Raw genomic sequence first — 24,074 nt, 5'->3', positions numbered from 1 at the left:
TAGCAGAAAACACGGAGTACGTGATGAGCTTTTCCATCTCCCGCATGCTGGCGGCGCTCGCCGCGGCCGCCGGCGCAGTGAGTGCCGTTCCGGCATCGGCGGAGACCTATGACTTTGGCGGCCTGATGGCGGGAGATGGAGCTCCACAAACCGCCAGCTTCGCGACCTTGACCACCTCGGTGGTGGGCGACGACGTGGTCTTCACGCTCGACGCCTACGGCCTGGACATGTTCAGTGGCGAGCAACCTTGGATCGGCGCCGTGTCGGTCGATGGTATGCGCACCGGCGAAATTGCCAACATCAGCGGCGACGCCAATGTCACGATGGGCAAGAGCAAGGGCCCGGACGGCACCTTCGAGTTCAAGTTCGACTTCAGCGACAGCTCCGGCAAGCTGGTCGACAACGAGTCCGTCTCCTGGACGTGGGTTGGCGGCGCTGGACACTTCAGCGACTTCGCGGCGCACGTGAAGGGCATCTCCTACGGCGACACCAACAACGCCTGGTACGAAGCGGCCCTGGCCGTTCCCGAGCCGAATTCCTATGCGCTGATGCTGGCCGGCTTGGGTGTCATCGCGGTGGTCGCCCGCCGTCGCCGCCCCCGCTGAGTTGTTTCCGTCGCGGCCCTGTCGCCGCCCTGTTGACGCCGAGCCTGCGATGCAGCGCTCGGCGTTTTTCATGGTGACGGCACGACCGGCCCAACGGCCCGTCGCGGTCGCCGACGATCAGTTCACCACGTCGCCAGTGGCGTCGCTCCTTTCCAGCACCTCGGGCTCGTCGGGCGAATCGGGCCGCCGCAGTTGCCACTGTGCCACCCGACCGTTGATCAACTCCGCACGCACCACCGCGCCTGAGGCATCCGCCCATTCGAAGGTCTCGGGCGTCGTGGCCACCTGCCGCCCCAGGCTGCCGGTCAGGCGCAGCAGCTCCATCAGGCGCATGCCGCGTCGCATCTTCGAGTGCAGCATCACCGCGCTGGGCACCGAGCCCACCGGCGCCGAGGCCGCGGCCCGCATGGCCCGCAACGCCCGGCTGAATTGCAACAGCATCCAGAAGACGACCATCGTGGTGGCCAGCACCACACCTCGCCAACCCCACTGCACATAGCCGACCGCGATCGCGGCAGCGCCCAGCACCCCATTCCAAACGGCATCCCGATTCACGACACCTCTCCCATCGGGGACAAGGCCGCCGACTCGGTTCTGCCCACGCGGCCCGTGCGAAGCGCGTCGGCCCAGTCCGGCCGGCCGTTCGTCTCCGCCCGCCGCGCCGCCGACTCGTGGTCGTAGGGCGTGACGCGCAGGTCAGCCCGCCAACCCCGTGACGTGCGCTCGATCACGGCCCAGCGTGCATGCGGCGAGCCGTTCTCCACCCAATGCGGGTGAACATGGTCATCATCGAAAGCCGGCAGCCCGACGCTCCCGGGGTTCACCACCAGGCTCGCGCCCGTCCACATGACGCGCGGCAGATGGGTGTGCCCACACAGCACCACCGGCGAGCGATGCGTGCCCAGGCGCTGGCGCAGTTCGTCCGCCGTCGCCGGGCGGATGCCGGCCGAGCCGTCCACGCCCCAGCCCGCGACCACCGTTTCCATGAAGTAGACAAGATCGCTGTCGGGCGTGCCGTGACAGCAGAAAACCTCGGGCGACAACCACCGCGTGGCCGGAAGCTGGCGCAGCCAGTCGCGATGGGCTTCGGTCAGCTGTGCCGAGGCGAATGCGTCGCTGGCACCTTGCCGCTCGGGCGCGATGGTGAGCACCTGCCGCTCATGGTTGCCGGCAATGCCGGGCCAGCCCAACGAAATCAGCCGCCCGGCGGTCTCGGCCGGCCACAGCGGTCCCGACAGGGCGTCACCCAGCTGGACAACCTCGGTGATGCCCTCGGTGCGGATCTCGTCGGTCACCGCTTCCAGCGCGGGCAGATTGCCATGGATGTCGGACAAGACAGCCCAACGCATCATCCACTCCTCAAGACAGTTCGCGCAGCATATCGATCGCCTGCTCGATGCGCTCGACCGGGTGGATCGTCAGCCCTTCGATCGGCTTCTTGGGCGCATTGGCCTTGGGCACCAGGGCGACCGAGAAGCCCAGTTTCGCCGCCTCTTTCAACCGCTCTTGACCACGTGGCGCAGGCCGGACTTCGCCGGCCAGCCCCACCTCGCCAAACGCCACGAAGCCGCGGGGCAAAGGCCGCCCGGCCAGGCTGCTGCGGATCGACAGCAGCACCGCCAGGTCGGCCGCCGGTTCACTGATGCGCACGCCGCCCACCGCGTTGACGAACACATCCTGGTCCAGGCAAGCCACACCGGCATGCCGGTGCAACACCGCCAGCAGCATCGCCAAACGGTCGCGCTCCAGGCCCACGGACAAGCGCCGCGGGCTGGGCCCACCGGAGTCGACCAGCGCCTGGATCTCCACCAGCATCGGCCGCGTGCCTTCGAGCGTCACCATCACGCATGAACCGGGGACTGGGTCGCCGTGGGTGGAGAGAAAGATCGCGCTCGGATTGCTGACGCCCTTGAGACCTTTCTCGGTCATGGCAAACACGCCGATCTCGTTGACCGCGCCGAAGCGGTTCTTGATCGCGCGCACCAGCCGGAAGCTCGAATGGGTGTCGCCTTCGAAATACAGCACCGTGTCAACGATGTGCTCGAGCACCCGCGGGCCGGCCAGTGCGCCTTCCTTGGTCACGTGGCCCACCAGCACCACCGTGCAACCAGCCGCCTTGGCGGTGCGGGTGAGCTGAGCCGCACATTCGCGCACCTGCGCCACCGAGCCGGGCGCGCTGGAGAGCTGTTCCGAGTACAGCGTCTGGATCGAATCGATCACGCAAAACGCAGGCTGCTCGGCCTCGATCGTCGCCTGGATGCGTTCCAGCTGGATTTCCGCCAGCACCCGCAGCGACTTGCCCGGCAGGCCCAGCCGGTGGGCGCGCAACGCCACTTGAGCGCCCGACTCTTCGCCGGTGACATACAGCACCTTCATCCGCGTGGACAAGGCATCGGCCGCCTGCAGCAGCAAGGTGCTCTTGCCAATGCCGGGGTCGCCACCGATCAGCACGACCCCGCCTTCCACGATGCCGCCCCCCAGCACGCGGTCGAGCTCCTCCAGGCCTGTGGGGGTGCGCGCCACCTCGGCCGCCTCGATCTCGCTGAGGGTGGCCACCGCCTGCGGCTTGGCCAGCGACTGGAAGCGGTTCTTGGCCGCGCCGGAGGGCGCCTCGGCCACCTGTTCTTCCAGCGTGTTCCAGGCCTTGCAGTGCGGACATTGGCCCAACCAGCGGGGATGGGTGCCGCCGCACTGGCTGCAGACGTAGATCGACTTGGTTTTGCTCATTCGGTTGCCGCCCTGGGCCATGCGCCGCGGGCTTCGTGAAAAACGGGCGAAATGCACCGGATCCGACCGGTGGTTCGCGCCTTCATTGTCGGCGCGAGAGGCCGATCATCCGTTGGCTGAGTTCATCCACTTCGCGGATTCACCTCCGACCTCACATGAGTACTGCCGTCGTTCTCGCTCCGTCCATCCTCGTGGTTGACGCCCGAGCGGCGTACCGGACCCACTCGGCCTGCCTGATCCGCAACCGCTGGCCGGACGCCCGGATCCATGAAGCGAGCGACGCCGCGGGTGCGCTGGTCGAAGCGGCTGAAGGAACGACCGATCTGGTGCTCATCGACCTGCCCCACGAGGCCGGGCTGGCGCTGGTGCAGCGTCTGCGCGAATCCCAGCCCAAGTGCCACATGGCCCTGTTGGCCGACGCGCCCACCGCTACCCAGACCCGCCAGGCCGCCGCCGCGCAGGTCAGCCTGTTCAACAAGCCGGTCACCGGCGATGTGATCGATCAGGTGCTGGCACTGGTCGGCTGGGACGACTGACCCACGGCGCTCGGCGCCCAGGGCGTGTTCACAAGACGCAGCCCCGTGCGAACGGGTTGTCCAGGGATGCAGGGCAAGGCGCCCGACGCCGCCCAGGCTGGCGCCTGGGCAAGTTGGGCAACGCCGCCATGCGCCCTGGACGGCCCGTTCCCGAAGGGTTGCCACCAGAATCAGCCGCCCGCGGCGTTGTAAAGCCTCGCCGGGGCCGCACCCCGGCTTCGTTTACGCCTTGCGCTCGACCGGTTCTGGTGGCAACGCATCGGGGCTTCGTCGTGTGAACACGCCCTTGTCCCCCCACGCCCACGGGATGAAGGGCTGCCCGTAGACTGGCGGCCCGGCCATGCATCGCCGGATGACGGAGTTGCGCTTGGATTGGTCGACCTGGATCCCGTTTTTCTTCGCCACGGTGGCGATCAGCCTGTCGCCCGGCCCGGGCGCCATCGCAGCCATGGGCGCGGGCCTGAACCACGGCTTCGACCGCGGTCAGCGCATCGCGTTCGGCTTGGCGCTGGGGGTCTGGACGCAACTGGCCGTCGTGGGCGTCGGCTTGGGTGCGCTGCTGGCCACGTCGAACACGGCCTTCTCGGTCGTCAAGTGGATCGGCGTGGCCTACCTCATCTGGCTGGGCATCCAGCAATGGCGCGCACCGGCCCAGCCCTTGGTCGCCCGCGACGAAGGCGCCGCGCCGATGAGCACCCGGTCGCTGATCCTGCGGGGATGGACGGTCAATGCCGTCAACCCTAAGGGCACCGTGTTCCTGATTGCCGTGCTGCCGCAGTTCGTGGACACCACCCAACCCTTGCTGGCGCAATACCTGGTGATCGGCGCCACCTTCGGCGTGGTCGAGTTCTGCGTGATGAGCGGCTACGCCGCGCTCGCATCGCGCGTGCTCGGCATGCTGCGCACCCAGCGCCAGATGCGCGCCACCAACCGCGTGTTCGGTGGCCTGTTCGTGGTGGCGGGTGCCCTGCTGGCCACCTTCAAACGCGCAGCCTGAGGCTCATTCGCCCCGCACCGGGCCACGCCCGGCTTTGACGGCGCCGCGCAGGGCCTTGCCGCTCAGGCGCCGTTGTTGAGAGCCGCGAGTCGGCCGGGTCGCACGACGTGTTTTGGGCACATGGGCGGCTGCATCGACCAGCGCCTGCAGACGAGACAGCGCCTCGGCCCGATTCAGCGGCAGACTGCGGTGGTCTTGCGCCTTGATCACGATGACGCCGTCACTGCTGACGCGCGCATCCGGCCAGGCCAGCAGGCGCGCTTTCAAGTCTGTCGGCAATGACGAGGCGTGGATGTCGAACCGCAGGTGAACCGCGTTGGAGACCTTGTTGACGTTCTGCCCACCCGCACCCTGTGCGCGGATGGCGGCCCACTGAACCTGGGATTCGTCGATGCGCGGCGCCTTCACGGCCGTTCTGCGCTGGCATTCGCCTGGCGCATGTCGCGCTGGCGTTGCTCCATCTCGGTTCGCAGCTGGCGCCGCACCTTGGCGTTGTCCCAGCGGCGCTTCTCGTCTTCACTGAACGGCCGCAATGGCGGAACGGGCACCGGCTTGCCGTCCTCGCCCACCGCCACCATCGTGAAGAAGCAGCTGTTGGCGTGGCGCCGGACTTGGCTGCGGATGTTCTCCGCCACCACCTTGATGCCGATCTCCATCGACGAGGTGCCGGTGTGGTTCACCGCCGCGAGAAACGTCACCAGTTCGCCCACATGGATCGGCTGCCGGAACATGACCTGATCGACGCTCAGCGTGACGACATAGCGCCCGGCATACCGGCTGGCGCACGCGTAGGCCACTTGATCCAGCAGTTTGAGAATCGTGCCGCCGTGGACATTGCCGCTGAAGTTGGCCATGTCCGGCGTCATCAGCACGGTCATGGAGAGTTGGTGCGAAGGCAGGTCCATGGATTCGGTCTTTCAGGAAGCGGCGCCGCCGTGGTCATCGTCACCGCCAAAGCAAGGTCAATACCCGCAATGCCTCGGGCAGGGTGTGCGCCTGGGGCACCCAGTGATTCAGGGCCCAGCCGACCGCCGCGGTGAGTACGCTCAAGCAGAGCATCGGCACAGCCGTGCGCCGCAACGCGTGCTGCAGCCAACCTTCTCGCTGCGCGCGCCAGGCCAGCGCGCCGCCCACCGACGCGAACGCGATCTCGACCGCGACGCCGAGCAACACCTCGACGCCGAACAGCCCGAAAACCAGCAAACCGAGCCCTGCCGCGATCGCCGCGGCGATTCCGAGGACCACCGCGATCGGTATGGCGATGACAGCCGCGTCGTCGAGGTCGATGCCATCACCCACCTGGCCCAGCGCGTTGCCGATGGCCTCGCCGACGCCATCACCGCCTGGCCCGTCGAAGTCACCGCTGGCGCCGCCGCCACCATAGTCGCCACCCCCACCGGAGCGGAACACGGAGCCCGGCACCTGCACCAGCGCATCGGCGGCGTCCAGCAAATCCGCCGGATCGATGTCGGCATCCGGTTCGTGCTGCGACAGCAGCCACCGCGCCCACAGGGCCAGCAGGCCGATGTAGATCGGATAGCTGACCCACAGCGCCAACAGTGGCCGCCAGGCCAATGAATCCACGCCCACCGCATCCAGCCCGCGCGAGACCGCCCAGCAGATGCCGAAACTGACGCCACCGAACAGCACCGCATGCAAGCGCATCCACCGCCGCTCTTGCAGATCGGCCACGGTGGCACGCTCGAAGTGCCACGCCTGGACGGCGCTGCGGCGGCTGGTCACACCACGCTCACGGGCACCCGCAGGGCCAACGCGCACATCAACTCGTAGCCGATCGTGCCGGCGGCGCGGGCCACCTCATCGATCGGCAGGCGGGTCCCGCGCGGCCCTTCGCCCCAGAGGGTGACCTCGCTGCCCACCTGGGCGGCAGGCACCGCGGTCAGGTCGACGGCCAGCATGTCCATCGACACCCGGCCGACGGTGGCCGTGCGCACGCCATTCACCAGAACCGGCGTGCCGCTGCCGGCATGGCGAGGATAGCCGTCGGCATAGCCGCAAGCCACGATGCCGATTCGCATGGCGCGCTCGGCCACGTAGGCACTGCCGTAGCCCACCGATTCGCCCGGCTGCAGCGACTGCATCGCCAGCAATTGCGAGCGCAGCGTCATCGCCGGCCGCAGATTCCAGTGGTGGCCGTCATGCTCGGGGAAGTCCGGCACGCCGCCGTAGCTCATGATCCCCGCTCGCACCCAGTCCGAGCGAACCCGCGGGTCTTGCATGTGACGCAACGTGGCTGCGCTGTTGGCGAGCGACCGTTCGCCGGGCAGGTCGTGCGTGGCCTCGGCAAAGGCCTTGACCTGGTGTTCGATGCCATTGACGCCGAAACGGTCGGCATCCGCGTCTGAAAAGTGGGTGACGAGCGTGATCTCGTCGACCTGCGGCAGGGCATTCAGCCGAGTCCAGGCCGAACGGAAGGCCGCCGGACGGAACCCGAGCCGATTCATGCCGCTGTTCATCTTGAGGAACACGCGGTGCGGCTGGTGCGTCTTGTGGGCAGCGAGCCAGTCGATCTGGTGCTCGGCATGCACCACGTGCCACAGGTTGAGCCGCGAGCAGATCTCCAGATCGCGCGGCTCGAACACACCTTCGAGCAGCAGGATGGGGCCACGCCAGTCCAACGCCCGCAGTCGCTCGGCCTCGTTCAGATCGAGCAACGCAAAGCCGTCGGCACCGCGCAGGCCTGGGTAGGCACGCTCAATGCCATGGCCGTAGGCGTTGGCCTTGACCACCGCCCATACCCGCGCGTCCGGCGCGCATTCGCGGGCTCTTGCGAGGTTGTGGGCCAGGGCATCGGTGTGGATCAGCGCTTCGATCGGGCGGGGCATGGTCAGGGTTTTCCTTCGGGAGGAATTCTGCCAGCCGGCCGCTCTCAACCCCATTTCCGCCGGAAGCGACAACACCGCATGCTATAAACCCCACGCTTTTTGCCCTGGAGACCGAGACCCCGCCCTGGCGCGCCCATCCGCAGGCGCACGGCGCACAGCCGCATGAAAAAAGGCTTCTACACCATCATGTCAGCGCAGTTCTTCAGCTCGCTGGCAGACAACGCATTGCTGGTCGGGGCGATCGAGCTGTTGAAAACCACCGGGGCTCCCGGCTGGCAGACGCCGGCGCTGATCCCGATGTTCGCGCTCTTCTACGTCGTGCTGGCCCCGATCGTCGGCGCGTTCGCCGATGCCGTGCCCAAAGGCCAGGTGATGTTCTATTCGAACAGCATCAAGGTCATCGGCTGCCTGATGATGCTGTTCGGCGGGCATCCCCTGCTGGCCTACGCCGTGGTCGGCCTGGGCGCGGCGGCGTACTCACCGGCCAAATACGGCATCCTCACCGAATTGCTGCCACCCTCGCAGCTGGTCAAGGCCAATGGGTGGATCGAGGGGCTGACGATCTCGTCGATCATCCTCGGCGTGCTGCTGGGCGGCCAGTTGGTCGGGCCACGCATGTCGGGCGTGTTGCTGGGCCTGGATCTCCCGGCGTTCGACACCGGCATCGACACCCCACCCGAGGCGGCCATCGCGGTGATGGTGGGGCTGTATGTGCTGGCCGCGGCGTTCAACTTGAAGATCCCTCGCACCGAGGCGCCGTTGCAGCCGCTGTCGATCAGCGTGGTCGAGCTGGTGCGCGACTTCGGTCAATGCAATGCGCGGTTGTGGAACGACCGGCTGGGCCAGATCTCGCTCGCGACCACCACCTTGTTCTGGGGCGTGTCGGGCAACTTGCGGGTGATCGTGTTCGCCTGGGCGGCCGCCGCGCTGGGCTACGACACGACCAAGGCATCGTCGCTGGTTGGCGTGGTGGCCATCGGCACCGCGGTGGGCGCGGTGGTGGCGTCTTTCGTGATGAAACTCGACCGTGCGACCAACGTGATCCCGCTGGGCATCGCGATGGGCGTGCTGGTGATCGGCCTGAACGTGATCGACAACGCCTGGGTCGCAGCGCCTTTCCTGATCATGTTAGGCGCCGTCGGTGGCTACCTGGTCGTCCCGATGAACGCCTTGCTGCAGCATCGCGGGCACAACCTGATGGGCGCCGGGCGCTCGATTGCGGTGCAGAACTTCAATGAGCAGGCCTGCATCCTGGGGCTGGGTGCCTTCTATACCGGCATGACGCGAGTGGGCCTGTCGGCCTTCACGACGATCGCGGTGTTCGGCGTTGGCGTGGCCGCGACGATGTGGTGGATACGCCGTTGGCACCAACGCAACCTCGTCGTTCACCGCGCCGAGGTCGAGCGCTTGCTGGCGATCGCCCGCTCCGATCGGCATTGATCGGTGGCCATGGGCGCAACGCGTTCCTGGCGTGGCGAGGATCGCCACTGATGCGCGCCGAATCGCGGCCCTGGCCCGCGTTGGCGCTGGTGCTCAATGCGTTCATCTGGGGCACCTCGTGGTGGGCGTTTCGGCAGCTCCATGAAAAGGCCGGGCTCCACCCGCTGTGGACGACCGCAGGCATCTACCTGATGGCGGTCGTCGTGATCGCGGGCAGCCGGCCCGCCGCCTTGACGCAGTTTCTGAGGACGCCGGCCCTGTGGCTGATCATGCTGGCGTCAGGCACCACCAACGCGACCTTCAACTGGGGCGTCACCGTGGGTGATGTGGTGCGGGTGGTGCTGCTGTTCTACCTGATGCCGCTGTGGACGGTGCTGCTGGCCCGGTTGATGCTGCACGAAAAGCCGAGCGCCGCCGCGTTGCTGCGGGTGGCCCTGGCCATTGGCGGTGCCGCCTTCGTGCTGTGGCCCGAGGACGGGCGCCCGATGGGCCCGCCGCAGCTCACCGACATGCTCGGGCTGATCGGCGGCTTCAGCTTCGCGCTGAACAACGTGATGCTGCGGCGCGAATCACGCCGCAGCGAATCGGCCCGGGCCTTGGCGATGTTCTTTGGCGGCACGGTGGTGTCGGCGGCGCTGGCCTGCGCGATCGGCCCGCCGCAGGTGCCGGCGCCGGGCACGCTGGCTCCGTCCTGGCTGGGCTTTGCGGCAGCCTTGGGCGGCCTGTTCCTGCTGAGCAACATGGCGCTGCAGTACGGGGCGGCGCGGCTGCCGGCCAATGCCACGGCGGTCATCATGTTGACGGAAGTGGTGTTCGCGTCGGCTTCCGCCCTGGCCCTGGGTGCTGGCGCGATCACCCCGGCGGTGGCGGTGGGTGGCGCCTTGATTCTCGGCGCGGCGGCACTGGCCGCCTGGCGGCCCTGAACGACGGCGTGGTATTGCAGCCGCGCTAGCATCGCGACCTGCCAAGGCCATCGCCCTTGGGTCATTCGTCCCTCGCCGCGGAGAATTTCATGAGCACCGTCTACGACTTCAGCGCCCAGACCATCGACGGCAAGCCCGTGTCGCTCGATCAGTTCAAAGGGCGTGTGCTGCTGATCGTCAACACCGCCAGCGCCTGCGGGTTCACGCCCCAGTTCAAGGGGCTGCAGGCTCTGTGGGAGCGTTACGGCGAGCAGGGGCTGACGGTGGTCGGCTTTCCCAGCAACGAGTTCGGCGCGCAAGACCCGGGCAGCAATGACGAGATCGCCTCGTTCTGCGAGATGAACTACGGGGTGAGCTTCCCGATGATGTCCAAGGTGGAGGTCAACGGCAGCGGCGCCCATCCCTTGTGGCAGTGGCTCAAGGGCGAGAAGCCGGGCTTTCTGGGCACCGAGGCCATCAAGTGGAACTTCACCAAGTTCCTCGTGGGTCGAGATGGCCAGGTGGTCAAGCGCTACGCGCCGCAGGACGATCCCGCCAAGATCGCGAAGGACATCGAGGCCGCTCTCGCGGGCTGAATTCGTGGTGGGCGGCTTGCAGCCGTCGGCTCATCAGGCGTCAGGCGGGGGCAACCACAGGCCGCCGTAGCCGGTTCGAAGCCGACCTTGCTGCGCGAGCTGCGCCACCACCTCGTTGACCGTCTGCCGCGACAAGCCGGCCAACGCGGCGAGCTCTGCCTGAGTGGCCCGCAGAAAACGCCAACCCGCGTCGTCCTCATCAGCCAGCCGCCCCTCGCGTTGCAGCTGTGACAGCCCAAGGCTGAAGCGTTCGATGGCACTCAGGTGCCTGGCGGCGGCCAGCCACTGCAGCGTGCCATCGTGCCGCAGCGCCAGTTCGCGCAACAACAGGCGCGCCACGCCCGGCACTTCATCGATCAGCGTCGCATAGGCCGATGGGCCGAAGAGGGCCAGTCGTGTGAGGCGTGTGGCCGCCGCTTCGTAGGTGGAGGGCAGGCCGCTGGCAAACGACGCCAGTCCGAAAAGCTTGCCGGGCGGCACGTGCTCCAGCACCGAAGCTTGACCGTCCGCCGACATGAAGCGGATCTCGATCTCACCCGCGATCACCCCGAAGAGCGCGGGCGAGCATTGCCCCTGCGCGAAGGCGAGTGCACCGCGCGGCAGGCGCCGCGTGACCACCTGCCGGGCCAGCGCCTGCGACGCCACAGAGGGCACGCGCACCCCGGGGAAGTTCGCGGCCAGTAATGCTGCCAGTTCGTCGTTCATCGAGCCGGGGACCGACGTTCCGCCCCCTGTTTGTCGGGTTCCCGACATTGTGGCGCGGGGCCTCACCCTAAGCTGTGGGTCATGTCATCCGTCACCCCGCTGGCCGCCCTGTTCGAAGCCTTCGCCCGCGAACACGCCTACGAAGCGTTGTACGCCCAGATGGCCCGCTGGGTGGCTGAGCGGCCCGATTGGATGGCGCTGCTCGATGGCGCACCGCCCACCCAACGCCGCCCCACGCTGTGGCTGGCCGCCGTGCAAGATCAGTTGCTGGCCTGTGACGCGGCGCTGCAGGCCGAGCGGCCCGCACTGGCCCACTACTTTGCGAGCGTGGGAGGCGCACGTCCTGCTGACGACGCGGGCCTGCAGCCGGCGCTGGAGTCGTTCATCCGTGATCACGAGAAGGCCCTGCGCGCCACGATGGCCACGCAGACGACACAGACCAACGAAGTGGGTCGTTCGGCCGTGCTGTGGCCCGCTCTGAGCGACATCGCGCAGCGCCACGGCGGGCGGCCGATCGCGTTGTTTGATTTCGGCTGCAGCGCCGGACTGAATCTCTCGGTTGACGCCTTCCACATCGACTACCTCCAGCGTGGCCGGCCCGACGCCGTGGCGACGGCGGGCCCCGCGAACCCAGAGGCCACTCGACTGAGTGGCTTGCTGCTGGGCAGCGTCCCCACGCTGCGCCCGTGGCGAATCGATCGCCGGATGGGCTGCGACCCGGCGCCGGTGCGACTGGACGATGCGCGCGCGCTGCGCTGGTTGCGGGCTTGCCTGTGGCCCGGCGAGCCCGCGCGGGCCCTCCGCTTCGACCAGGCGGTTCGTCAGGCCCGGTTGGCGCAGCATCCCGTGGTGCCCGCGGAGGATGGGCTGGCCGTGCTCGACGACTGGCTGCGTGACTTGCCGTCGGGCCTGACCCCGGTGCTGTTCAACAGCTGGGTGCTGTCCTACTTCACCGACGCCGAACTCGTTCGTCACACCGCGCGCGTGCACGAACTCATCCACCGCCACGGCCTGGTGTGGCTGAGTGCCGACGACGACCATCGACTTCGCGCCACCACCGGGCTCCAGCCGCCCACCCTGCTGGGCCCGATCGAGCCGGGCACGCCGACGTGGTGGAGCGTCACCGAGCGCATGGGCGGTGCTCACGGCCAGCCCGCCGTCTGCAGCCGGCTGCTGGCGCGCAGCCATCCGCACGGGAGCTGGCTCGACTGGCTGGCGTGATCGCACGGCCGCGGTGCCCAGCCCGGTGTGGACGCCGCGCGGGATAATCCGCAATTCGATCCACCCGACCCGAGCCACGCCATGTTTGCCCACATCGCGCCCTACGCCGGCGACCCGATCCTGTCGCTGAACGAAGACTTCCAGAAAGACCCGCGCGCGGGCAAGATCAACCTGTCGATCGGCATCTACTTCGACGACGCCGGCCGCATCCCGGTGATGGAATCGGTGCGCCGTGCCGAGGCCGTGCTGGCGACGCAAGTCGGGCCCAAGCCCTATTTGCCGATGGAAGGCGCTGCGAACTTCCGCCAGGTCATCCAGCCGCTGTTGTGGGGAGAAGGCCATCCCGCCGTCGCCGCCGGCCGCATCGCGACGATGCAGTCGGTCGGCTCCAGCGGCGGCCTCAAGGTCGGGGCCGACTTCATCAAGGCCTGGTTTCCGCAAAGCGGTATCTGGGTCAGCGACCCGACGTGGGACAACCACAAGGCGGTCTTCGAAGGCGCCGGTCTCACGGTGAAGACCTACCCGTACTACGACAGCGCCACCGGCGGTCTGCGATTCGACGCCATGCGCGACGCGCTGGCCGCGCTGCCGCCGCAAAGCGTGGTGCTGCTGCATGCGTGCTGCCACAACCCGACGGGCGTCGATTTGACCCAGGCCCAATGGGACGCGCTCATCCCGGTGCTCAAGGAGCGTCAGCTGCTGCCGTTCCTCGACATCGCCTACCAGGGCTTCGGCGACGGGCTGGATGACGACACCTATGCCATCCGCGCGATGACCGATGCGGGCCTCTCGTTCTTCGTGGCCAATTCGTTCTCGAAGAACATGAGCGTCTACGGCGAGCGCTGTGGTGCGCTGAGCGTCGTCTGCCCCGATGCGGCGCAGGCGGCGCTGGTGCTCGGCCAGTTGAAGTTCACCGTGCGGCGCAACTATTCGAACCCGCCGATCCATGGCGGCCAACTGGTGGCCACCATCCTCGGCACGCCCGAATTGAAGGCGCTGTGGGTCGACGAGGTCAACGCCATGCGCACCCGCATCCAGGCCATGCGCGAACGGCTGCATGCCGTCATCAGCGCCAAAGTGCCCGGCCGGGACTTCAGCTACTTCCTCACCCAGCGCGGCATGTTCAGCTACACCGGCCTGTCCACTGCCCAGGTCGATCGACTGCGCGAGGAGTTCGCCGTCTACCTGATCCGCACCGGCCGCATGTGCGTGGCAGGGCTCAACAACGGCAACGTGGAGCGCACGGCCGAGGCGATGGCAGCGGTGCTGCGCGCCTGAGTTCATCCAGGCGGGCGCCTCCGTCCGCCTTGCCCTGGCAGGCGACCTCAGCTCGCCTGCAGTGGCTTCGCCTGCACGTCGGCATCGCCACGCTGGATCAGTTGTCTCAGCCAGCGGTGCGCCGGATCAGCATCGCGCCGCAAGTGCCACAGCATTTCGATGTGCACCTGACCGATCGCAAACGGCAACTCACAGGTGACGAGCTGATCCTGAAACCCGGTCGACGGCACAAACGTCTGTGGCAAGACGGTCAGCAGGTCGGACTGCGTGACCACCAGCCCGGCGGTGAAGAACTGGTTCACCGTGAGCATGATGCGTCGTTGTCGGCCCAACCCGGCCAGCGCCTGATCGACAAAACCGTGTGGACGACCCGAAAAGCTCACCAGCAGGTGGGGCGCGGCGCAGTAGGCGTCCAAGGTCAGCGCGCCGGGCGCGGCCAGCGGGTGGTCGCGCCGCATCACGCACACATAGCGCGTCTGTGACAGGCGCAAGTGGTGCAGGTTGGCGTCGGCGCCCTGGGCGTCGATGTGGGCCACCGCTTCGGGAAAGTAGCCGACCGCGAGGTCGCACTCACCGTGTTCCAGCAGCCCTCGAGGGTCGCGGGTGGTCAAGGGCAAGACTCGCAAGTTTGCAAGTGCTCGCTGCCGCTCAATCGCTTTGACCAACGGCGGTAGCAGCCAGGCGGCCGTTGCATCGGCCATCGCCAGGCGCAGGTTCACGGCATCGCTCTGCGGATCGAACGCGGCCGGGGCGAGCGCCCGCTGCAGCCCGCCCAAGGCACCCCGAACCTGCGGCCACAGGGCCTGCGCACGCGCCGTCGGCCGCATGCCGTGCGCCGTGCGCTCGAACAGCGATTCGCCGACCGCATCGTGCAAGCGCTTGATGGCGTGGCTCACGGCTGGCTGGGTCATGGCCAGCGATTGGGCGGCCCGCGTCAGGCTGCCTTCGGCCATGACGGTGTCGAAAACGCGCAGCAGGTTGAGATCGAGTGTGCGGAAGTTCATGGCTCAGGTGATATTCACATCAAACATACCGCATCTGAACAATATTCAGTAGACGACGATAAGGGGAAACCCTAAAGTCTCGTCATCCGAATCGTTCAACGTGCCACAGCAAGCACTTCGCATCATGTCTTCCGCCGCTCAGCTTCACTCGATGACTTTTGGCCTGCCTCGCGGTCGCGCCGCTTCATTGAAGCAGGTGCTGCGCCACAAGGCGGCGACGTTCGGCCAGCGCCTGTGGACGGCGCTGGAAACCATGGGCCGCCTTCGTGCGGCGCCGATCCTGCTGCAACAGGCCGATCGCCTGCAGTCGACCCAACCCGAATTGGCCGACGCGCTGCGCCGAGTGGCGCGCCCGACCGCCCCGACATCCCCCGCCGCTGCCACCACCGTGGCGGCCGCCCGCTGAAGCGGCCATCCGCCGCCAGCGTCACTTCAGGAGTTTCATCATGACTGCCATCACTTCCAAGACCTTCACCTACAACCCGACCATCAACGTGCCGCGCGGTGCCCGCGCCGCCGCCGAGTTGTTCGTGTCGGCCGGCCGCCTGCTGGCCGCCCTGTTCACCTCGCAGCCGAAGCGCACCGAAGACATGTCGGCCGAAGACGTGCGCCACCTGGCCCTGTCGGTGCAGAACAGCGACCCCGGCTTTGCGGCCGACCTGCTGGCTGCGCTGGCCCGCCACGAAGGCCAACAAGACCGCTGAGCTCGGTTCGCACCTGATGAAGGTGCTTGAAAGGCGCCCGCCGGCGGGTGCTCGGCTTTCCTGCATGATGCGCGGAACGCCGTCACCCGCCCCGCCGCGCGCACCCGCATGGGTCTGTTCCTGCTCAAGCGACTGCTGACCCTGCTGGCCACCTTGGTCGCTGCCTCTGCGCTGATCTTCTCGGTGCTGGAGTTGCTGCCCGGCAACGTGGCCCAAGTGATCCTCGGCGATTCGGCCACGCCCGAATCCATCGCGGCCCTCGAAGCCAAGCTCGGGTTGCACCGCCCCGCCCTCGAACGCTACGCCTCCTGGATCGGCGGCTGGCTTCGGGGCGAGAGTGCCGTCTCCACCTCGTACGACACCCCCACGGCCACGCTCATCGCCGAGCGCCTGCAGGTCACTCTGCCGCTGGCGGTGCTGGCCATGATGCTGACCGTCGCCTGCGCATTCGCGATGGGCGTCTACGCCGCGGCCCATCACCGCCGCTGGCCCGATGTGGCGGTGATGACGCTCTCGCAGTTGGGTCTGGCAGTGCCCAGCTTCTGGCTGGCCATCCTGCTCATCCTGCTGTTCGCGGTGAAGCTGCAGTGGTTCAGCGCGGGCGGCTTTCCCGGCTGGACGGAAGCCGAAGGCGGCGGCTGGTGGCCCGGCATCAAGGCCTTGCTGCTGCCGGCGGTCGCTCTGGCAGCGGTGCAAGCCGCCGTTCTCGCCCGCTGGGTCCGCTCGTCGGTGCTGGAGGTGATGCGCGAGGACTTCGTACGCACGGCTCGGGCCAAAGGCCTCAGCCGCCGCGCCACGTTGTGGCGCCACGTGCTGCGCAATGCGATGGTGCCGGTGCTCACGGTGATCGGGCTGCAGTTCGCATTCCTCATCAGCGGCACGGTCGTCATCGAGCAAGTGTTCGTGCTTCCAGGCATCGGCCGGCTCGTCTTCCAGGCGGTGGCCAACCGCGATCTGGCCGTGGTGCGTGATGTGGTGATGCTGCTCGTCGCGATGGTGGTCGTGGTCAACTTCATCGTCGACCTGCTGTATGCCGTGATCGATCCACGGCTGAAAGTGGCGCGCACGTGACGGCGCCCCCGTTCTGGCGCCGGGCTCTGGCGCACCCGCACCTCGCGCTGGGTGCGGCGATGGCCTTGGCGCTGGTGGCGGCTGCGCTGGTGTCGCTCGTCTGGCAGCCGTGGCCTCCGGCCGAAATCGACGTCAACGCCAGGTTGCAGGGCCGGAGCGCCAGCCACTGGTTGGGCACCGACAGCCTGGGACGCGATGTCGCCTCGCAATTGCTGGTCGGCAGCCAGACCTCTCTGCTGGTGGGCGTGTTCGCCGTGGCGATCGGGCTGGGGGCGGGCGTGCTGTTGGGCCTGCTCGCCGCCGCCCGGGGCGGTTGGGTCGACGAGGTGGTGATGCGGCTGTCCGACTTTGGCTTCGCCTTCCCGGCCTTGCTCAGCGCCATCCTGCTCGGCGCCATCTACGGCCCGGGGCTGGCGACCGGGGTGGTGGCCATCGGCCTGTTCAACGTGCCGGTGTTCGCGCGCACCACGCGCGCCGCGGCATTGCAGGTTTGGTCGCGCGACTACGTGCTGGCTGCGCGGGCGGCGGGGTTCGGCCGCTGGGGCATCACCCGTGACCATGTCCTGCCCAACATCGCCAGCGTGTTGATCGTGCAGGCCACGGTGCAGTTCTCGACCGCGATCATCGGCGAGGCTGCTCTGGGCTTCCTGGGTCTCGGGGCGCAGCCGCCTCGGCCAAGCTGGGGCCGCATGCTGGCCGAAGCACAAACCCAAATGTTCCAGGCGCCCTCGCTGGCCGTATATCCTGGCGCCGCCATCGCGCTGGCCGTCCTCGGCCTGAACCTGCTGGGCGATGGCCTGCGCGATCTGCTGGACCCGCGACTGGCGCGCCAGCGCTGATCGACTGTTGATGTTGTTGCTGCCTTCCAAGGAGATCCATGCCCGTCTTCATCGTTGGCTTCGCCCGCTCTGGCACCACGCTGTGCCAGCGCCTGGTGTGCGAACACCTCGGCCTGCCCACCCTGCCGGAGACCCACTTCTTCGAGCGGCTGTACAAGTACCACCCGAGTGATCGCTTCATCTCGTCACAAGGCGCGCGCGGGCTGCTGCGCGAGCTGTCGGAATACCTGCCGCTCGATCTCGGCAACTTCCGCGACTTGCTGGCGATGGAGCCGGTGCGCATCCGGGAGCTGTTCCTGCGCATCGTCGCCGAGCAGTTGGGCAGCCGCAACCAGGCCCTGCGCGGCCGCTGGCTCGAGAAGACCCCGCTGCATGCGCTGCATGCCCCCCGCATCGCCAAGATGTTCTCGCGTGCCCAGTTCATCTGCATGGTGCGCAACCCCGAGATGGCCTTTGCGTCGCGACGCGAGCTCAATGAACCGGGCAAGGGCTGGGGCGAAGCCTGGCGGCCGATCGAGGCGTTGTGCACCGAATGGCGAGGGCTGATGAAGTCGATGCGCGAATTCGACGAGCGGCAACCCGGGCGGCTGTTGTACGTGCGCCTGGAAGACCTCTCGGCCCGCCCGGGCCGCGAACTGGGGCGCATCTCGCGGTTCCTGCAACTGCAATCCGACGACGCGCAAGGCGAGGTGGACGAGGAGATGCTGCTGCACCCCACCGAGATTTGGAAGGCCGACGCGCTGAAGCCGGCCGACAGCGACATCGCGAACCGCGCCGGCCGATCGCAGCTCGACCCGTACGACCGCTGGCGAGTGCAGACCCTGCTGGCGCCGGAGATGAAGACATTCAAGTACCTGGACCCTCAGGTCACCGCGCCCGAGATGGACCCGTTGCACCGCAAGCTGATCGAATCGCTCGATTGGTACATGAACCCTCGGTACTGATCACCGATCGCCGCCCGTGAGCGTGACCGTCGACGTGCCCACGCCCTTGCTCGAAGTGGACCAGCTGCGCATCAGCGTGGCGGGCCCCGCGGGGCCGCTCGAGGTGGTGCATGGCGTGTCCTTCTCGCTCGCCGCGGGCGACACACTCGGGCTGATCGGCGAGTCGGGCTGTGGCAAGTCGATCACCGCGCTCGCCTTGATGGGGTTGCTGCCCGAAGGGGCGCATCGGCAAGGGGAGATACGCTGGGCGGGGCAGGCGCTGACGGCCGGCGATGAAGTGGCGTGGACGCGCGTGCGCGGCGCCCAGATCGGCATGGTGTTCCAGGAGCCGATGACGGCCCTGAACCCGCTGCACCCGATCGGACAGCAAATCGGAGAAAGCCTGCGCTGGCACCGCGGGGTGGATGCAGCGACAGCGCGTGCGCAGGCCTTGCGGTGGCTCGAACGGGTGCGGCTGCCGCACGCCGCGAAGAGGCTGGACGCCTACCCTCACGAGCTGTCCGGTGGGCAGCGGCAACGGGTGATGCTGGCCATGGCGCTGGCCTGTGGCCCTCGGCTGCTGATCGCCGATGAACCCACCACGGCGCTCGACGCCACCGTTCGACGCGAGGTGCTCGACCTGATCGAAGAGCTCGTGGCCGAGCAGCAGATGGCCTTGATCCTGATCAGCCACGACCTCGCGCTGATGGCCCACCGGGTGAAGCGGCTGATGGTCATGTATGCCGGCCTCGCCGTGGAGCAGGGGCCCGCCGCGCAGCTCTTCGCCTCGCCACGGCACCCCTACACCCATGGGCTGTTCGCGGCCCGACCGCGCTGGGATCAACCGCGCGGCGAACCATTGGCCACCATCCCTGGCCGCGTGCCCGCCGCGGGAGAGCGCACGCCCGGCTGCGCCTTCGCCCCCCGCTGTGCGCGCGCCTCTGCCGACTGCCAGGCAACGCCGCCCACCGACGATGTGCTGCCCCATGGCCACGCTGTTCGGTGCCTGCATCCCTTGGCGGGGAGCGCACTCGCCCGATGAACGCCCCTTTGCTTCAGGTGAGCGGGCTGTCGCGACACTTCAGTCTGCCGCGAGACCATCTGCTCGGGCCCGCACCCGTGCTGCACGCACTCGACGATGTCAGCTTCACGATGACGGCCAGCCGCCATCTGGGCGTGGTGGGCGAATCGGGCTCCGGCAAATCAACATTGGCCCGGCTCGTCATGGCCTTGGACACGCCGTCGGCCGGCCAGGTGCGCTTCGAAGGGCAGGACCTGCGCCGCCTGACCCCGGCCGCGCTGCGCCAGGCACGGCTGGGCTTTCAGATGGTGTTCCAGGATCCGTTCAGCTCACTCGATCCTCGGCGCACCGTCGGGCGTTCGGTGGCCGAGCCGTTGGCACTGCTGCCGGCGCTGTCGGCGGCCGAGCGCAAACGGCGCGTGGCCGAGATGCTGGACGCCGTGGGCTTGTCACCCGCCAATGCGGCGCGGTTTCCGCATGAGCTGTCGGGCGGTCAACGGCAACGGGTGGCCATCGCCCGCGCACTGGTCACACACCCACGTCTCATCGTGGCCGACGAGCCGGTGAGTGCGCTCGACGTGTCGGTGCAGGCCCAGGTGCTGAACCTGATGCGTGACCTGCAGCAGCGCTTCGACCTGAGCTACCTGTTCATCAGCCACGACCTCGCGGTGGTGCGGTGGCTGTGCGACGACCTGATCGTGCTGCACCACGGACGCGTCGTCGAACAAGGCCCGACCGACACGGTACTGCAAAGCCCATCGCACGAGGTGACACGCGCGCTGGTTCGCGCGGCCTGTTCCTAGTCCGGTTCGACGCTGCTGCCTTCCTCGATTTCTTCCGCCCCAAGGAGACCACACCGATGCTTCGCCGCTGCCACCGCACCCCTGCGACCGTCTGCGCCTGGGCTGCTTTGCTGCTGCCGCCGTCGATGCCGCTGAGCGCGGCGGCGCAGGCCGGCAAGACCAGCGCCGTGATCGGCATGGTGCTGGAACCAACCGGGCTCGATCCGACGATGGCGCCCGCCGCGGCCATCGGCGAGATCGTCCACTACAACGTGCTGGAAGGCCTGACGAAGGTCAACGTCGATGGCAGCGTGACGCCGCTGCTCGCCGAACGCTGGACGATGGATCCGGACGGCAAGAGCTACACCTTCCACCTGCGCCGCGGCGTTCGGTTTCACGATGGCGAGGCCTTCGATGCCAGCGACGTGAAATTCAGCTTCGAGCGCGCCAAGGCCGAAGGCTCGACCAACAAGGCGAAGAAATCACTCTTCGACAACATCACTTCCATCGCCACGCCCGATCCGTACACGGTGATCCTCACGCTGGATCATCCCGATGGCACCGTGCTCTTCCGGCTCGGCGAAAACCCCGCCGTCATCCTGGACCCGAAGAGCGCGGCGGCGACTGCGTCGCGCCCGATCGGGACCGGGCCCTACCGCTTCGAAGACTGGAAGAAGGGGGTGTCCGTCACCCTGGTGAAAGACGCGGGCTACCGCCAGGCGACGGCGGTGAAGCTGAACAAGGTCACCTTCCGCATCATCAACGACCCCGCGGCGCAGGTGGCGGCGATGTTGGCCGGCGATGTCGACGCCTTCCCGCGCGGGCTGGCCACGCAGAGCCTGGCGCAGTTCAAGGCCGACCCGCGCTTCAGCGTGACGACCGGATCGACAGCCGGCAAGGGCATCATGGCCATCAACAACAAGCGCAAGCCCTTCGACGATGTGCGCGTGCGCCGCGCCTTGGCACATGCCATCGACCGTCAGGCCTTCATCAACGGCGTGCTCGATGGCTTCGGCCGACCCATCGGCAGCCACATGGCGCCCACGGACGCCGGCTATGTCGACTTGACCGCCGTCACCCCGTACGACCCGGACAAGGCCCGCGCGCTGCTCAAGGAGGCGGGCGTCAAGATCCCGCTCGAGGTGACGCTCACGCTGCCGCCGGCACCTTATGCGCGCCGCGGTGGTGAAGTGGTGGCCGCGCAATTGGCCAAGGTGGGCATCAACGCCAAGATCGAGAATGTCGAATGGGCACAGTGGCTGTCGGGCGCCTACAAGGGCAACTTCGACCTGACGATCATCAACCACGTCGAGCCGCTCGACTACCTGATCTACAGCGACCCCAAGTACTACTACGGCTATGACAGCCCCGCCTTCCGGGAGGTGGTGCGCCAATACGCCTCCAGCACCAACGCCAAAGAGCGCACCCGGTTGTTCGGTGATCTGCAGCGGCAGCTCGCCCAGGACGCGGTCAACGTCTACATCTTCAACCCCAGCCAGGTGGTGGTGGCCAAGAAGGGCCTGAAAGGGCTGTGGAGCCACTCGCCGATCTTCGCCAACGACCTGGCAGCGCTGCGCTGGGAGTAGGGTCTTCGGCTAGCCTGACGGCTGAACTTGCGAGAAACCCAAAGAAAAAGCCGCCGCGGGTGACCCCGAGGCGGCTTGGCAGATACGGCAGTGGCCCTGCGGGCCGCCGCACCTGAAGACCGTAAGCCTTACTTCGCGACGGACGGCTTGCCGCCGCGCGGGGCTGCGCCTTCAGCCACGGCAGACCAGGTGCCATGGTTGATGTAGGCGCCGTCATTGGCACGATAGACGGTCCAGGTGCCGTCCTTGTTCACCACCCAGGTGAACTCGGCGCCGTACACATTCGCGCCGTACGAGCCCATGATGAAGCCAACGGCGGATTCGCCCTTGCCCTTGCCCTGGGGGCCGCCGACAGCAGCGTTCGTGCCGGCGCAGTCCAGGTTAGACCACGTGCCGGTGGCGCCCGTGCCCACCTTGGCCAGGCCCGTCATTCCATCGCAGTAGCCATCGAACTGGATGTTCGAAGGAATAGCCGCTTGTGCGGCGCCGACTGCGCCCATCAGAGCCAGCAAAGAAACGATCCTGCTTTTCAACATAGTAGTGTGCTCCGTAAGATTGTCTGGACTAGCGTGTCCCGCCTCGACGCAAGTACCAAGTGACTCAATGCTTGCCGTTTGTTGAGTGGGTAAGCGATTGTGTGAGGGGCTTTGAAAACGGTTATATCCCTTGTTCAAGGGGGCTCGGGAAGACCCTTGGTTTGCCGTAACAAGTTGCCTGAAAACCGGACTGGCTAACGCGCAAATATGACAGCCTCGTCGCGCGTGAACTGAAGGCCTCCGGCTCACGCCGTGACCCTGCCGTGCGCGAAGATCGCGGCTTCGCAGGTTCAGGCGCGCGCCGCGCGCCCGGTCGTCATGTCTGAGTTGCACCAACTGTCCGCGGCGGAGCTGTCCGCCGCCTATGCCGCAGGAGACTTGTCGCCCAAACAAGCGACCCAGGCCCTGATCGATCACGTTTCGCAATGGGAGCCGCACATCGCGGCGCTGTGGTGGCACGAACCCGAGCAGGCGCTGGCCGAAGCCGCCGCCTCCGAACAACGCTGGCATGCCGGCCAGCCGCTGAGCGTGCTGGACGGCGTGCCGGTGACCCTCAAGGAAAACATCGCCACCCAGGGCGTGCCCGTGCCGCTCGGCTGCGCCGCCACCATGCTGTCGCCTGCCATGGCCGATGCCCCGCCCGCCGCGCGCCTGCGCGAGGCCGGCGCGGTGATGCTGGGCAAGACCACCATGCCGGACTGGGGCATGCTCTCGTCGGGCCTGTCGAGCTTTCATCGCTTGTCACGCAACCCCTGGAATGTCGCGCGCAATCCAGGGGGCTCCAGTTCCGGTGCCGGTGCCGCGGCCGCGGCCGGCTACGGCCCCATCCACCTCGGCACGGACATCGGCGGCTCGATCCGACTGCCGGCCCATTGGTGCGGCGTGGTCGGCCTCAAACCCAGCCTCGGGCGCATCCCCATCCACCCACCGTATGCGGGCCGGGTGGCGGGCCCGATGACGCGCAGCGTGACAGACGCCGCCCTCGCGATGAGCATTTTGAGCCAGCCCGACGCACGCGACGCGATGAGCCTTCCGGCCCAGCCGATCGACTGGCTCGCACTGCCCAGCGATGCGCGCGGCTTGCGCCTGGGCCTGTGGCTCGATGCGGGCTGGGGCGACCCGCTGCAGCCTGCCGTGCGGGCCGCCATCACGGCCGCCGCGCGGCGGTTCGAATCGGCCGGCGCCACGATCGTGCCGATCGGCCCGTTCACCACCCGAGCGATGATCGACGGCCTGGACCGCTTCTGGCGCATGCGCTCGTGGCTGGACTACAAGCAGCTTTCGCCCGAGCGGCAAGCGAAAGTCCTGCCCTACATCCGCGATTGGATCGCCAGCGGCCAGCACCTCAGCGGCGAAGAGGTGTTCACCGGCTACAGCCAGATGGCCGCGATGCGAGATGCCGCGGTGAACGTGATGCAGGGCCTGGACGCACTGCTGTCACCAGTCAGCCCTGACGTCGCGTTCGCCGCGGAGCAAGCCAGCCCGTGCAACGACCCGCAACGCCCCTTCGAGCACATCGCCTACACGGTGGCCTTCAATTTCAGCGAACAGCCGGCGATCTCGGTGCCCGCCGCCATGGACGCACACGGCCTGCCCATCGGGCTGCAAATCGTGGGTCATCGCCACGACGATCTGGGCGTGCTGCGCATCGCGCGGCTGTGGGAGCAACTTCGCGATCCGCTGCCCACCTTCCCCACGGCCCCGACGGCCGCGACCTTGCCGCCGGGATGAGGCGGCCGTCCGCATCCACTACAG

General features: G+C 67.8%; 27 protein-coding genes. 17 read left to right on the top strand and 10 right to left on the bottom strand.

All coding sequences use genetic code 11. The features are described from left to right. The first annotated feature begins 23 nt into the window (after nucleotides 1–23). Entirely contained in the window at nucleotides 24–605 is a 582-nt protein-coding gene (locus tag AACH06_RS06640) for a PEP-CTERM sorting domain-containing protein (RefSeq protein WP_341424863.1), read from the top strand. 117 nt (nucleotides 606–722) lie between these two features. Here the strand turns inward: AACH06_RS06640 and AACH06_RS06635 are convergent, their stop codons facing one another. From AACH06_RS06635 to radA, 3 genes are read right to left on the bottom strand one after another with little or no spacing between them, the layout of a single operon-like run. Beyond that, on the bottom strand, nucleotides 723–1,160 hold the full coding sequence (locus AACH06_RS06635; protein ID WP_341424862.1) for a hypothetical protein: 438 nt from the start codon (nucleotides 1,158–1,160) through the stop codon (nucleotides 723–725). Beyond that, nucleotides 1,157–1,954, bottom strand: a complete 798-nt coding sequence (locus AACH06_RS06630; RefSeq protein WP_341424861.1) for a metallophosphoesterase family protein — start codon at nucleotides 1,952–1,954, stop codon at nucleotides 1,157–1,159. The genes AACH06_RS06635 and AACH06_RS06630 overlap by 4 nt, the downstream gene beginning before the upstream one ends. Before the next feature lie 10 nt (nucleotides 1,955–1,964). Next, a complete protein-coding gene (gene radA / locus AACH06_RS06625; RefSeq protein WP_341424860.1) occupies nucleotides 1,965–3,332 on the bottom strand; it encodes a DNA repair protein RadA in 1,368 nt (455 codons plus the stop codon). A 155-nt stretch (nucleotides 3,333–3,487) separates the two neighbouring features. Between radA and AACH06_RS06620 the strand changes: the two genes are divergently transcribed. Both AACH06_RS06620 and rhtB read left to right on the top strand, forming a co-directional pair. Continuing rightward, the gene (locus AACH06_RS06620) at nucleotides 3,488–3,868 is read left to right on the top strand and encodes a response regulator transcription factor (protein ID WP_341424859.1); all 381 of its coding nucleotides are present in this window, start codon (nucleotides 3,488–3,490) and stop codon (nucleotides 3,866–3,868) included. Nucleotides 3,869–4,220: 352 nt separating this feature from the next. After that, the gene (gene rhtB, locus AACH06_RS06615; RefSeq protein ID WP_423221990.1) at nucleotides 4,221–4,865 is read left to right on the top strand and encodes a homoserine/homoserine lactone efflux protein; all 645 of its coding nucleotides are present in this window, start codon (nucleotides 4,221–4,223) and stop codon (nucleotides 4,863–4,865) included. A gap of 3 nt (nucleotides 4,866–4,868) precedes the next feature. Here rhtB and arfB read toward each other — a convergent pair whose 3' ends face one another. From arfB to alr, 4 genes are read right to left on the bottom strand one after another with little or no spacing between them, the layout of a single operon-like run. Continuing rightward, nucleotides 4,869–5,273 carry an alternative ribosome rescue aminoacyl-tRNA hydrolase ArfB gene (gene arfB / locus AACH06_RS06610; protein WP_341424858.1) on the bottom strand — a complete coding sequence of 135 codons (405 nt, stop codon included), beginning with the start codon at nucleotides 5,271–5,273 and terminating at the stop codon, nucleotides 4,869–4,871. Further along, nucleotides 5,270–5,770 (bottom strand): acyl-CoA thioesterase, encoded by a 501-nt coding sequence (locus AACH06_RS06605; protein WP_341424857.1) that lies wholly within the window; start codon nucleotides 5,768–5,770, stop codon nucleotides 5,270–5,272. The genes arfB and AACH06_RS06605 overlap by 4 nt, the downstream gene beginning before the upstream one ends. A gap of 40 nt (nucleotides 5,771–5,810) precedes the next feature. Next, nucleotides 5,811–6,608: a hypothetical protein gene (locus AACH06_RS06600; RefSeq protein ID WP_341424856.1), complete on the bottom strand. Its 798-nt coding sequence runs from the start codon at nucleotides 6,606–6,608 to the stop codon at nucleotides 5,811–5,813. Then, nucleotides 6,605–7,711, bottom strand: coding sequence for an alanine racemase (alr, locus tag AACH06_RS06595; protein ID WP_341424855.1), 1,107 nt, complete (start codon nucleotides 7,709–7,711; stop codon nucleotides 6,605–6,607). Before alr ends, AACH06_RS06600 begins: the two co-directional genes overlap by 4 nt. 162 nt (nucleotides 7,712–7,873) lie before the next feature. On the opposite strand from alr, the gene lplT reads away from it, so the two are divergent. From lplT to AACH06_RS06580, 3 genes are all read left to right on the top strand, one after another. Next, entirely contained in the window at nucleotides 7,874–9,151 is a 1,278-nt protein-coding gene (gene lplT / locus AACH06_RS06590; protein ID WP_341424854.1) for a lysophospholipid transporter LplT, read from the top strand. A gap of 50 nt (nucleotides 9,152–9,201) precedes the next feature. Continuing rightward, nucleotides 9,202–10,074: a DMT family transporter gene (locus AACH06_RS06585; protein ID WP_341424853.1), complete on the top strand. Its 873-nt coding sequence runs from the start codon at nucleotides 9,202–9,204 to the stop codon at nucleotides 10,072–10,074. 89 nt (nucleotides 10,075–10,163) lie between these two features. After that, nucleotides 10,164–10,649: a glutathione peroxidase gene (locus tag AACH06_RS06580; RefSeq protein ID WP_341424852.1), complete on the top strand. Its 486-nt coding sequence runs from the start codon at nucleotides 10,164–10,166 to the stop codon at nucleotides 10,647–10,649. 33 nt (nucleotides 10,650–10,682) lie between these two features. On the opposite strand, the gene AACH06_RS06575 is transcribed toward AACH06_RS06580, so the two are convergent. Next, on the bottom strand, nucleotides 10,683–11,354 hold the full coding sequence (locus tag AACH06_RS06575; protein WP_341424851.1) for a Crp/Fnr family transcriptional regulator: 672 nt from the start codon (nucleotides 11,352–11,354) through the stop codon (nucleotides 10,683–10,685). A gap of 81 nt (nucleotides 11,355–11,435) precedes the next feature. Here AACH06_RS06575 and AACH06_RS06570 point away from each other — a divergent pair, with 81 nt between their 5' ends. After that, the gene (locus AACH06_RS06570) at nucleotides 11,436–12,575 is read left to right on the top strand and encodes a DUF2332 family protein (protein WP_341424850.1); all 1,140 of its coding nucleotides are present in this window, start codon (nucleotides 11,436–11,438) and stop codon (nucleotides 12,573–12,575) included. 81 nt (nucleotides 12,576–12,656) lie between these two features. After that, a complete protein-coding gene (locus tag AACH06_RS06565) occupies nucleotides 12,657–13,853 on the top strand; it encodes an amino acid aminotransferase (RefSeq protein WP_341424849.1) in 1,197 nt (398 codons plus the stop codon). A gap of 47 nt (nucleotides 13,854–13,900) precedes the next feature. On the opposite strand, the gene AACH06_RS06560 is transcribed toward AACH06_RS06565, so the two are convergent. After that, the gene (locus AACH06_RS06560; RefSeq protein ID WP_341424848.1) at nucleotides 13,901–14,857 is read right to left on the bottom strand and encodes a LysR family transcriptional regulator; all 957 of its coding nucleotides are present in this window, start codon (nucleotides 14,855–14,857) and stop codon (nucleotides 13,901–13,903) included. A 124-nt stretch (nucleotides 14,858–14,981) separates the two neighbouring features. On the opposite strand from AACH06_RS06560, the gene AACH06_RS06555 reads away from it, so the two are divergent. From AACH06_RS06555 to AACH06_RS06520, 8 genes are all read left to right on the top strand, one after another. Next, on the top strand, nucleotides 14,982–15,263 hold the full coding sequence (locus AACH06_RS06555) for a hypothetical protein (RefSeq protein WP_341424847.1): 282 nt from the start codon (nucleotides 14,982–14,984) through the stop codon (nucleotides 15,261–15,263). A gap of 40 nt (nucleotides 15,264–15,303) precedes the next feature. Further along, a complete protein-coding gene (locus AACH06_RS06550) occupies nucleotides 15,304–15,561 on the top strand; it encodes a hypothetical protein (RefSeq protein WP_341424846.1) in 258 nt (85 codons plus the stop codon). A 108-nt stretch (nucleotides 15,562–15,669) separates the two neighbouring features. After that, a complete protein-coding gene (locus AACH06_RS06545; RefSeq protein ID WP_341424845.1) occupies nucleotides 15,670–16,632 on the top strand; it encodes an ABC transporter permease in 963 nt (320 codons plus the stop codon). A gap of 59 nt (nucleotides 16,633–16,691) precedes the next feature. Next, on the top strand, nucleotides 16,692–17,471 hold the full coding sequence (locus AACH06_RS06540) for an ABC transporter permease (RefSeq protein ID WP_341425116.1): 780 nt from the start codon (nucleotides 16,692–16,694) through the stop codon (nucleotides 17,469–17,471). A gap of 38 nt (nucleotides 17,472–17,509) precedes the next feature. Next, a complete protein-coding gene (locus AACH06_RS06535; protein WP_341424844.1) occupies nucleotides 17,510–18,415 on the top strand; it encodes a sulfotransferase family protein in 906 nt (301 codons plus the stop codon). A gap of 16 nt (nucleotides 18,416–18,431) precedes the next feature. Continuing rightward, complete coding sequence (locus AACH06_RS06530; RefSeq protein ID WP_341424843.1) at nucleotides 18,432–19,436, top strand: ABC transporter ATP-binding protein; 1,005 nt, start codon at nucleotides 18,432–18,434, stop codon at nucleotides 19,434–19,436. Continuing rightward, on the top strand, nucleotides 19,433–20,218 hold the full coding sequence (locus AACH06_RS06525; protein WP_341424842.1) for an ATP-binding cassette domain-containing protein: 786 nt from the start codon (nucleotides 19,433–19,435) through the stop codon (nucleotides 20,216–20,218). Before AACH06_RS06530 ends, AACH06_RS06525 begins: the two co-directional genes overlap by 4 nt. A 56-nt stretch (nucleotides 20,219–20,274) precedes the next feature. Then, nucleotides 20,275–21,783 carry an ABC transporter substrate-binding protein gene (locus AACH06_RS06520; RefSeq protein ID WP_423221989.1) on the top strand — a complete coding sequence of 503 codons (1,509 nt, stop codon included), beginning with the start codon at nucleotides 20,275–20,277 and terminating at the stop codon, nucleotides 21,781–21,783. A 128-nt stretch (nucleotides 21,784–21,911) separates the two neighbouring features. Here the strand turns inward: AACH06_RS06520 and AACH06_RS06515 are convergent, their stop codons facing one another. Beyond that, nucleotides 21,912–22,283: a hypothetical protein gene (locus AACH06_RS06515; protein ID WP_341424841.1), complete on the bottom strand. Its 372-nt coding sequence runs from the start codon at nucleotides 22,281–22,283 to the stop codon at nucleotides 21,912–21,914. Nucleotides 22,284–22,637: 354 nt separating this feature from the next. Between AACH06_RS06515 and AACH06_RS06510 the strand changes: the two genes are divergently transcribed. Then, entirely contained in the window at nucleotides 22,638–24,050 is a 1,413-nt protein-coding gene (locus AACH06_RS06510) for an amidase (protein ID WP_341424840.1), read from the top strand. Nucleotides 24,051–24,074 lie beyond the last annotated feature (24 nt).

The sequence above is a fragment of the Ideonella lacteola genome, from assembly GCF_038066555.1.
Classification (GTDB): Bacteria; Pseudomonadota; Gammaproteobacteria; order Burkholderiales; family Burkholderiaceae_C; genus Ideonella; species Ideonella lacteola.
Note: the sequence above shows the minus strand (reverse complement) of the source record. Positions and strands in the feature narration are given on the sequence as shown.